We start from the raw sequence: 10,500 nt of genomic DNA on the forward strand, positions 1-10,500 counted from the left end.
AGGGGGAGTTGTGCGCGTGCGTGGAAGACGTATCTTCCGCACACGCGCGCAAGTGTTATTGCAGGGTATTCACTTCTTTACGGATGAATGACTTGATCGTACTGATCAACTCATCTTCCTGATACGGCTTGCCCAGGTACTCATTGACGCCCAGCTCCATCGCATAGCTGCGGTGCTTGGCGGCGGTGCGTGAAGTGATCATGATGATAGGGATATGACGGGTGCGATCGTCGTTGCGGATATTGCGGCTCAGATCGAAACCATCCATGCGCGGCATTTCAATGTCCACCAGCATCACATCGGGCGTAATCGCTTGCAGCTGCTCCAGGGCGTCGACACCGTCCTTGGCCAACACCACCTGATAACCTTCACGCGACAGCAAACGCTGGGTAACCCGGCGCACGGTCAGTGAATCGTCGACCACCATCACCACATTCTGGCTGCGCAAACCCTGCACTGCCTGGGCCGCTTGCGGCAAACCGGGCTCGATGCTAACGCTCATTTCAGCCACGGCGCCCATCACGTCATGGGTCGCCAGGTGCGATTGCCGCGGCGCCCGCGGTTCGTGCAACCCATTCAGCAAGTGCCGCTGCGCCAGCGGCACCGGATTCAAGATCAGCACGATATCGCCCGAGCCCAGCACGGTAGCGCCGGCAATCCCGATCATGCGCGACAATTGCGGGCCGATATTCTTGACCACGACTTCTCGGTTACCGACGATTTCATCCACATGCAGCGCCACCCGGTCATTACCGCTACGTAAAATGATGACAGGCGAATATTGCTGCGCTACCGGCGCCATGTCGGCATCGCCGAGCAAGGCCGACAGATATTGCAACGGCACTTTATGTCCTTGCCAGATCAGCGAACCATCGTTGTAAGCCGCAGCCAGCGCCTTCGCCTTCAATTGCTGCACCTGTTCGACCAGCGCGGAAGGCACGGCATAAGTGCTGCCGCCGGTGTTCAACAGAACCACCTGGGTGACTGCCAGCGTCAACGGCAGGTGAATCGTGAAATTGGTGCCTTGACCGGGATCGGTGCTGACTGCAACCCGGCCGCCCAGCGATGCCGCTTCCGAACGCACCACATCCATGCCGACGCCGCGGCCGGCCAGTTCCGTAACATCCGCTGCGGTAGAAAATCCGGGACGGAAAATCAGCTCTGTGGTTTCGACGTCGGATATCTGCTGATCGCTTTCCAGCAAGCCAACCGTGCGCGCCTTGTCGCGAATACGCTGCAGATTCAAGCCCTGGCCGTCATCCGATAACTGGATCAGGATTTCGTTGCCGTCCTGGCGGATTTCGATCTTCAGTTCGCCGGTTTCGCTCTTGCCTGCAGCACGCCGTGCTTCACGCGATTCAATCCCGTGGACGATCGCATTACGCAACAAATGCTCGAACGGACCGATCATTTTTTCCAGTACGCTGCGATCGATTTCGACGTTGCTGCCGCGGATATCCAGGTTGACACGTTTGTCCAGCTCCTTGGCGACCTGGCGCGTCAGCCGATACAAACGCTCGGCGATGCTGGCGAACTGCACCATACGCACGTGCATCAGATCCTGCTGCAAGTCGCGAGTCAGGCGGCGCTGGGTCAGCAAGTCGGCGTTGGCGCCGTCTACCGTGCTGGTCAGATTCTTTTGCAGCGAGGCGACGTCATTGACGCTCTCCGCCATCATCCGTGTCAGTTCCTGCAGCCGGGTGAAACGGTCGAATTCGAGCGGATCGAATTCGCGCTCGCCGGCCAGTGTCATGCGTGAACTGATCTGCGCTTCCGCCTGGATTTCGATTTCCCGCAACTGGCTGCGCAGACGGTCGACGTTTTCAGTCAGTTCCGACAAAGACATCTGCAAGGTGCCGATACCGGATTCCAGACGTGAACGTGTAATCGATACTTCACCGGCCTGATTCACCAAGCGATCCAGCACGTCGGCATTGACCCGCACCTGCGACACCAGGCCGCTGGCGCTAACTACCGCCGGCACCGGCGCCACGCCGGCAGCCGGTGGCGGCATCACGCTCGGCAGGTTGACGGCGGCATGCGCCTCCGCTGCCAAGGCTGGTGCAACCGCTACGACCGGCTGCTGCGCTTGCGGGTTGCGCAAATTTTCAAACATCTGCACACCGCGGTCATAATGCGACAGCAACTCATCAATGGTGTGGCGCGAAGTTGCAGACGGACCCGATTGCAGGATCACTTCGATATGGCTTTCCATCTCGTGCATGTGCTGGCCCAGCACCATCGCGCCGGCCATGCGGGCACTACCTTTGATGGTATGCAAATGACGCAGGATTGCCTGTGACGGTTTGGCATCGGACGGAGTCTCCTGCCAGCTGCGCAAGGCGCTGCCGATTTGCGGCAGCATGTCGCTGCCCTCTTCCAGAAAAACCGGCAGCAAGTCTGCATCCAGCTCATCCCGGACCACCAGCGCAGGATCAATCTCTTCCTTCGCCGTATCGAAAAGCTGGGGTACCGCCACCGGCGCCGATGCCACTGATGCCGATGCCACCGATGCCGCTTGCACATTATTGGGTGCAGCCGCAACGCTTGCTTCCGCCGGAATAGCAGTGACCGAATGCAAATGACTCTCAAGCGGCGGTTCGCCGATCTCTTCAGCGACTTGCTTAAACTCAGGCACGGCAACTACCTGCGGCGTATGCGCCACCTCGATAGCGGCGATCGTCTCGGCAACAGATTTTGGCAACGCTTCCGTTTCGGCGCTGCGCGTTTCTGGTCCGGGTCCCTGCCCTTGCCACAAACTATCCAGGTTGCTGACCAGCGTCGGTTCGTAATACGGCATGTCGCCCTGCGCAAACTGCTGCAGCATCCACCTGGCCCGTTCGACGCTGAGCTGCAGCGTGTCGTAATCTGGCTCATGCAAGCTGCCGGGTTGCAACGCCATCCGCTGCAACGCCATCTCCAGCGCATGCGCCACTTCTTGCAAAGGTTTGAAACCGACCGTGGCGGAACTTCCCGCCAGTGAATGGGCGGCGTGCACCGATTGCGTCATTACCGGCCGGTCAGGCTCATGCCGCCATTCGGCAAAGTCGTGCGACAGATGACGCACCAACTGATCGGTCTCGGCCAGATAAATATTGTAGAGCGGCAGGCTGATAGTCAAATCGCCGATTTGCTTGGTGCTGTCGTCGTGGCGAATTTCCTGCATGCCGGGAAAGGCGATCACTTCAGCACTGGACAGCGATGCCGGTGCGGCTGATGCTGCGGCGATAGTTTCAGGCTGGGCGATTGCTTGCGCGTGAATTTCAGACTGAATTTCAAACTGATCCTCGGACACCTGCGCTTCTTCAACAGCAAAAGACTGTGAAGCATGCGCAGCGCCGAACAAAGCCAGGTCGTCGTCGGTCAGCTGGATTTCCTCGGCCTGCGCCGGCAGTTCCGGTACATCGCTGAGTTCCAGCATTTCCTCTGTAACGGCGGTGGCCGGCACGGACTCTGCAAATGGTCCGCCATCACGCACTCTGGCGGCGATGTCAGCCAGTGCGTCAGGCGTCTGTTGCGACTGCCCGTGCTCCTGAATCTCTTTTACCCAGCCATCCAGCTGGTTCACCGCGTGATCCAGCAAGGCGTCCAGATCGGCGCTGACCGCGCGCGATTCCGACAGCCACAGATTCAATACCTGCTCAACGCTCCAGGCTGCTTCGCCGAAAGCATTCAAGCCGATCATGCGGCCGCTGCCCTTGAGCGTATGAAAAGCACGCCGTAATACTGTCAGAGGTTCTTGTTTATGCGGGGCGTCGTGCAGTTGCAGAAGAGCTTGCCGGGCATTCGTCAGGACCTCGTCCGCCTCGGACAAAAAAATCTCACGCAGTTCGGCATCAGCTTCCTCGTCGCTTACTTCAGCCGGCGCGGCTAGGGCTGGGGCTGCGGCTTCTGCCGTGTGCAGCGGCACGATCGTGGTGACGATTTCCGCCAGCGATTGCTGGGACGCTGAGAAATCCGGATGATCGAGAATATCGATGGCAGCCTGGGCGCGATCGGTAGCCTCGGGATTATCGCTCAAGGCGGCGTCGCCCCGCATCTGCACCAGCGACTCTTTCAGTCTTTCCTGCAGCTCCGGATCATGCGGCTGGGCAGTCAACGACAGCGCCAGTTCCGCTGATTGCCGTTGATGCTGCAACAGCTCGTCTTCCACCGTCGCCAGCTCCGGCAAGGATGGCAGGCTGTCGCCGGTGACAGCGTTTACAGCAGGTGCATGACTGTCGGCGGCAGACGACGGCACCACTGGATCAGGCTGAGGGGCAGCAACCACAGCGCGCCGCTCCAGCAAGTTGATGCGGAACACGCCCGCTTCTTCATCAAACGTAAAATGATTGTTTTGGGTATCCGACTGGTGCTGCAAAGTTTCGATAAAGAAGCTGAGCGCGCCGATGTTTTGCGCGATCCGTTCGAACTCTTTCTGCTCCGGCACCACGTCGTCACCTGCAGCGGAAAAACGCTGCAGAGTGCTGCGTGTATGTTCCACCACGCGCATGGCGTCGCTCTGTTCCTGGATCGCCAGTGCGCCCTGGATCTGATGCAAGACTTGCTCGATCTGGGCCAGCACCTCGCGCCGCTCCGGATCGTTGAAAAATTCGTCCAGCATCTTTTCAACCTGGCGCAAGCTGGACAGCATTTCGGAAGCCAGCATTTTGACTGTCTGGCGCTGTTGCGCTTCACGATAGATATCGTCAATCCATTGCGCCGGCTTGTCCAGCGTCTCGCCGGACACCACCGACAACAGGCGCGCGGTCATCGCATCGGCGCGCTCGGAAAAATTCTCCGGCAAGCGGCTGATGTGATTCAGTGTGTTTTCAATAAACAGCAGGCTAGTGGCAATCTCCATGCAGATCGCATCGCCCGGCCGCGAATGCGCAGCGTGGCGCGCAATGCCATTGAGTTCGCGCAGCAGCTTGGACAGCGATGGCGCGTTAAGCCGGCTGCCGGCTTCGCTCAAGCCATGCATTTCCTGTTCGAAAGCAGAAGCCGGGCTGGCGTCGCCGCTGGCCAGCCGGTCCCACATATTCTTGGCCTGCGCCAGGCGGTCTTTGGCCGTGCTCAATGCCTCCTGGCTGATCTGACCGTAGTGGCGCGTGCTGTAATCGGCCGGCACCAGGCCGTTCAGTCGATAAGCGGCGCGGATCTGCGTCGCCAGCTTGGAGCTTTGCTCAATGCCGGCGATAAAAAACAAGGCGTCGCGCAACAGCCGTTCCGAGATGCTCGATGAGCCCTGGCTCAAGCGCCGCAACTGCAGGTTGATGCGGGCGAACAATTGTTTGACGTAGAGCTCGTTGGACACCTGTGCATTGGCAACCGCTTCGGCGAAACCATGCATGACCCACCAGAATGCGCGCGATTGCTGGTTGCGCTGCATTTGCTCGACTTCTGTCACCACCGCTTGCATGGCGCCGGCGTTTTCCATTTCCACCGCTTTGTCGGCGCTTTTCAGGAATGGCAACAGTGCGCGTTCGAAGCGCTTGCGCAGCGGCAGATAAACCTCGGCTTCGATCGGCGATACCTGCTCCGCCTCAGGAAAATGCGGACGAATGGTGAGGTCAGGGAAAAACAGATCGGCCGGATGGATGCGGTCAGCGCCGCGAATCTCCAGCAGCGCCTGATAGTAAGGAAACAAACGCACCGGCTGATGGCTGCCGCCGGCCAGTACTTCGTCCAGGTATTCGATCAATGCCTGATAGGCATTGCCGATGATCTGCACATGTTGCGCACTCAGTTCAGCCTGGCCCGACTCAGCGCGCTCAAGTATGTCTTCAACGGTTTCGGTGATGATGGTGACGCCGTCGATATCGACCATCTGCAAGGCGCCGTGCGCCTGGTGCAGATAAGTCTTGGCATGACGGATAGCGGTCGAATGATCGTCGCTGGCGGCGCCGGTCGCTTTGGACAGGGCGGCGCCGGACTGATTCAGTGCCTCGCGAATTTCGCTCATCACCCATGACAATGGTCCGGTATCAAGGTGCGTCCGCGCAGAATGCGGTAACTGAGCAGCGGAACTGGAAAAATCGGTGGTCATGACTGCCTCATGGGTTCAGGGAGTGGTCAAGCAGGATCGACCACGATGCATACCCATTGTCCAAGAGCGCAACAGTAGCGCAAGCTTGGGCAAGGATGCCGCGCTTGCTGCTCCGATTGAAGGACCGGACAGCAAGCACGGTGCTACACATTAATTGGTCACGCGGAAACGCGATACCGAGCTCTTCAAATCTTCTGCCAGCTTGGACAGTTCACGAATGGACAAGGCCGTCTGTCGCGTACCTTCCCGTGTCTTCTCGGTAACTGAGAGAATGTTTTGAATGTTGGTAGCCACGCCGTTTGCCGAGTTGGCCTGCTGCTCGGTAGTGGAAGAAATACTTTGAATCAGTTCCGCCAGTCGGTTCGAAACCCGTCGGATATCCGACAACGCCGCACCGGCCGCATCTGACAGCTTGGCGCCCTCGACCACCCCTTGCGTCGAACGCTCCATCGCCACCACCGCATCGTGGGTGTCGGTCTGAATGGTGCGCACCAGTGCACCAATCTGTGTGGTCGCTGCACCGGAACGTTCCGCCAGACGCTGAACTTCTTCCGCCACCACCGAGAAGCCGCGACCGGCTTCACCGGCCGAAGCAGCCTGGATCGCCGCGTTCAGCGCCAGCACGTTGGTCTGTTCGGTAATGTCGGAAATCAGCTCGGTGATTTCACCAATTTCTTGTGACGATTCACCCAGCCGCTTGATGCGCTTGGAGGTTTCCTGGATGTGTTCGCGAATTTCGTTCATGCCTGAAATCGCGTTTTCCACCGCCTTGGAACCTTCTTCCGCCGCACTCACCGACTGCCGCGCCACTTCAGCGGATTCACTGGCCGATTTGGAAACGTCGGTAATCTGGGTCGCCATATCGAGAACCGCTTGCGTGGTTTCCTGAATATCGCGCGACTGTCTTTGCGACGCCGCCAGCAGTTCGATCGAAATGCTTTGCGCCTGGTCCGATGCAACCGTCACCTGTTGCGCCGTTGCGGTAACCCGGCCGACCAGTCCGCGCAACTCTTCCACCGTGTAGTTAACCGAGTCGGCAATCGCGCCGGTAATGTCTTCCGACACCGTCGCCTGGACCGTCAAGTCACCGTCCGCCACTTCCTGCAATTCATTCATCAGGCGCAAAATCGCGGCCTGATTCTGGTCGTTGGCGTTACTCGCGTCTTCTTCCTGCTTGATCGCTTGCAGACGCTGTTCTTCCGCTTCCATCCGGCGTACTTCAGCCTCATGGGTACGGTGACGGCCGTCTTGCACCTGGACCCAGGCAATCCCTGCCGCTGCCAGCAGAGTCGTCAGCGCAGCCAGCAGCATCAGCCAGAACCAGATGCTTTGCGTATCCTGCGCATCGCGATAGGTATCTTGCAAAGCGCCCAGGCGTTGCTTGAGGTGTTCGTTCTCGGTAAAGATCAGCTGTTCCGATTGTTTCGCGGAAACGAAATTCTGCATATTGCCCAGAATCGAGGCCACCGATTCCTGGTACTCGGCAAAGCTCTTTTCCAGTTCGGTCAGCTTGCTGCGCTCTTCTTCGCTCTTGCTGGCCGGCAGACGCAATACATCGCTGCCGTTCAGGAAGCCGCTGACGATGTCGCGGAAAGTATTGGTATCCTTACCCAGCAAGAACGCGGTTTCCGGGTTCACACCTTCGGAGGTCAGGAATTCATTCGCGCTACGGCCGAGACGCTGGGTCAGCATGACCAGCTGCGACGACGCCGCGATTTCACGCGGCGTGGCGCCGGTTTGGGTTTTCAGTGTCGCGATCTGTTCCGACAGATCGAGCAGGTTAGGAGAGATGCCGTTCAGTTTTTGCAGCGTGACGCCGAAGCTGGTCAATTCCTTTTGCAACTTGAGAATGGTGTCGGCAGCCTTGTCGGTATTCGACCAGACCTTGTTGACTTCAGTCAGTTTGGAATCCATCGATGCGCTAGGCGTGCCGATGTTGTGGCCCTTGTAATCGCCGCCCTTCGTCAGGATGCTCAAATCCTGGTTGAATTCCTTGCGGCTGTCAGCCAGCTGCTTAAACGCTTCAGAATTACCCTGAATCGCATTCGGCGTCGCCTTACCGATACGCTGCGAGTGCATCAGCGCATCGCCGGCGATCTGGGTCTGGGTCGAGCTCATCGCCGAACTCTTGGCGCTCAGCCACAGGAACAAGATGGTCAGCAGCAAAGCGCCGACCAATACGGTCACCAGCAGACGGATCTGCTTTTGCTGCGGCAGCTTGCCGATGAATGGCAGCGGCGACGAGTCGGGGCTGGCGATGCTGGCGGCTGCGTTTGCACCAGTTACCGCAGTGACAGTTGCCACAGTTGCGGCAGATTCTTTGACAGCTTGCTCAGGAACTGCGGCAAATGCAGGCGCCGGGGCCGGCTGCGGCGCAGCTATCGGCGCCAGCTGCGCCGTGGGCGGCGGCTCTGGAATGAAACGCTCTTCCATGACAGTCTGCTCTGGATCATGCATCAATGCTTCCTGCACGAAACGATCGCCCGCTTCGCCCTGCTCTTCCTTGGCCGCCTTAGATAAAGACGGTAGTTTGAATGCCATTACAGAATCTCCTAATTGCAAATTCGCTGCCACCGGCTACTGTCGCTGTCGCAACAGTAGCTGGGACTCATAAACCTACTTGTAAAAAACGAGGGTCGTGCAAGATCTGGGCCATGCTTAGCTCGGTCCAGAGCTGGGCGTCGCTATCGAGATAGCGCCTGGCGCCTGCCTGATCCAGCGCATCCGCGGCTTGCAAGGTCATCTGGGAGACATTGCGCAAACCCAAAACACGCGAAACCAGCAAGCCGCTGTTGAACGAAAAGGTCGGGGCAAAAGCGACAATCCGACATTCTTTGTCAATTTGCGTCAAAGCCTGTCCCTGAAAGCGTGCAAAATCGATCACGCTGATCAGCGTCCCGCGCACATTGCTCAGGCCCAGATACCAGTCGTGGGTCAGCGGCACTCGCGAGATCTGGTCGACCGCGACGATTTCTCCCGCCTCTTGCAGATTCAACAGCCAGCGAGTCTGTCCGATCAACAAACCTAGCTGGCTCTCCTGCGCTTCGCTACCGCTGCGCGCGGCTTGCATCCGCTCCAGCAAGTGCGATTGAAATTCGCGCAGCCGGCTGCGGCGCGAATCGGCGTCAAGTGCGACCTTGTTGACGGGTAGCGACGAAGGCGATGCTTCCGCCGTCAGATGCGAGCTGGATTGGGTCATATTGGTTGGGCGCTCATTTGGCGTGAATTCAGCTTAAATTCGATTTTAAATTCGACTTGAAATTCAGCAACGTTCAATTCAGCGCTCGATTAACCAAGCGCTGCGATTTTTGCCAGCAATTCCTTGGGATCGATAGGCTTCACCAGATAGTCGCGCGCACCTTGGCGCAAGCCCCAGATGCGGTCGGTTTCCAGGCCCTTGCTGCTGCAGATGATGATAGGGATGTCCTTGGTGTCGTCATCGCGCGTAATCGAGCGCGTCACCTGAAAGCCGTTTTGGCCAGGCATCACTACATCCATCAGAATCAGTTGCGGCTTATCCGCCTTGATCTTGTCCAGAATGCCTTCGCCGTTTTCGGAAGTCGACACCGAGTAGCCGGCCTTCGCCAGGATATCGGTCAGGAAATAACGCTCGGTTGGCGAGTCGTCGACGATGAGAATCTTTTGTATGGCCATGTTCAACCTTTAAATACTTCGCACATTAAATTTTGTAAATCGGTCAGCTTGCACTATGCAGTAACCGGGGTAGCCGCCGCCTCCGCTGCCTGGGTGTGCTGGCGCACCGCCTTCAGCAGGCTGTCTTTGGTAAACGGCTTGGTGAGATATTCGTCGGAACCGACCATGGCGCCGCGCGCGCGGTCAAACAAGCCGTCCTTGGACGACAGCATGATTACTGGCGTAGCATGGAATTTGGCGCTCTTTTTGATCAGGGCGCAGGTTTGATAGCCATCCAGGCGAGGCATCAGGATGTCGCAGAAAATCAATGCCGGCTTGTGATCGTTAACTTTCGCCAACGCATCGAAGCCATCTTCGGCCAGTACTACCTGATACCCGGCCTGACTCAGGAAAATCTCCGCAGAACGCCGGATTGTGCTGCTATCGTCAATCACCATTACCTTCAGGTTGACGCCGCCAAGTGATGTTGTCATGAAATCGTCTCATTCAATCCAATTAAATCTACGGCGTCACTTTAACAAATAAAGGCATGCCTTAGAACAATGTTTCCGAAAGGCAGACGATAAAGTTCAATTTATTTTGTAACTTTGGACGATAACTTGATATTCCTATAATGAAAATGTGGTATTTGGCCTAATTTGGCTTAAATGGCAACCATTTCAAAGTCTTCCTTGCGGGCGCCGCATTCCGGACAAGTCCAGTTCATCGGCACATCGTCCCACAGTGTGCCAGGTGCAATGCCTTCTTCCGGCAAACCCGCTTCTTCGTCGTAGACCCAGCCGCAAATCAGACACATCCAGGTTTTGTACTCTATTTTG

At 57.7% G+C, this 10,500-nt stretch carries 6 protein-coding genes; all 6 read right to left on the reverse strand.

What is annotated here, in order from left to right; translation table 11 throughout:
• Positions 1-55: 55 nt before the first annotated feature.
• The gene (locus tag KHU33_RS01435) at positions 56-6,028 is read right to left on the reverse strand and encodes a hybrid sensor histidine kinase/response regulator (RefSeq protein ID WP_211460716.1); all 5,973 of its coding nucleotides are present in this window, start codon (positions 6,026-6,028) and stop codon (positions 56-58) included.
• Between the two features lie 150 nt (positions 6,029-6,178).
• Entirely contained in the window at positions 6,179-8,569 is a 2,391-nt protein-coding gene (locus KHU33_RS01440; RefSeq protein WP_230413988.1) for a methyl-accepting chemotaxis protein, read from the reverse strand.
• A gap of 67 nt (positions 8,570-8,636) precedes the next feature.
• Complete coding sequence (locus KHU33_RS01445) at positions 8,637-9,227, reverse strand: chemotaxis protein CheW (RefSeq protein WP_211460717.1); 591 nt, start codon at positions 9,225-9,227, stop codon at positions 8,637-8,639.
• Between the two features lie 89 nt (positions 9,228-9,316).
• Positions 9,317-9,682: a response regulator gene (locus KHU33_RS01450; RefSeq protein ID WP_038485766.1), complete on the reverse strand. Its 366-nt coding sequence runs from the start codon at positions 9,680-9,682 to the stop codon at positions 9,317-9,319.
• A 53-nt stretch (positions 9,683-9,735) separates the two neighbouring features.
• Positions 9,736-10,155 carry a response regulator gene (locus KHU33_RS01455; protein ID WP_211460718.1) on the reverse strand — a complete coding sequence of 140 codons (420 nt, stop codon included), beginning with the start codon at positions 10,153-10,155 and terminating at the stop codon, positions 9,736-9,738.
• A gap of 170 nt (positions 10,156-10,325) precedes the next feature.
• Positions 10,326-10,496: a rubredoxin gene (locus KHU33_RS01460; protein ID WP_211460731.1), complete on the reverse strand. Its 171-nt coding sequence runs from the start codon at positions 10,494-10,496 to the stop codon at positions 10,326-10,328.
• Positions 10,497-10,500: the final 4 nt, after the last annotated feature.

Origin of the sequence: Collimonas silvisoli (assembly GCF_018305005.1) — a bacterium.
GTDB classification, from domain to species: Bacteria; Pseudomonadota; Gammaproteobacteria; order Burkholderiales; family Burkholderiaceae_D; genus Collimonas; species Collimonas silvisoli.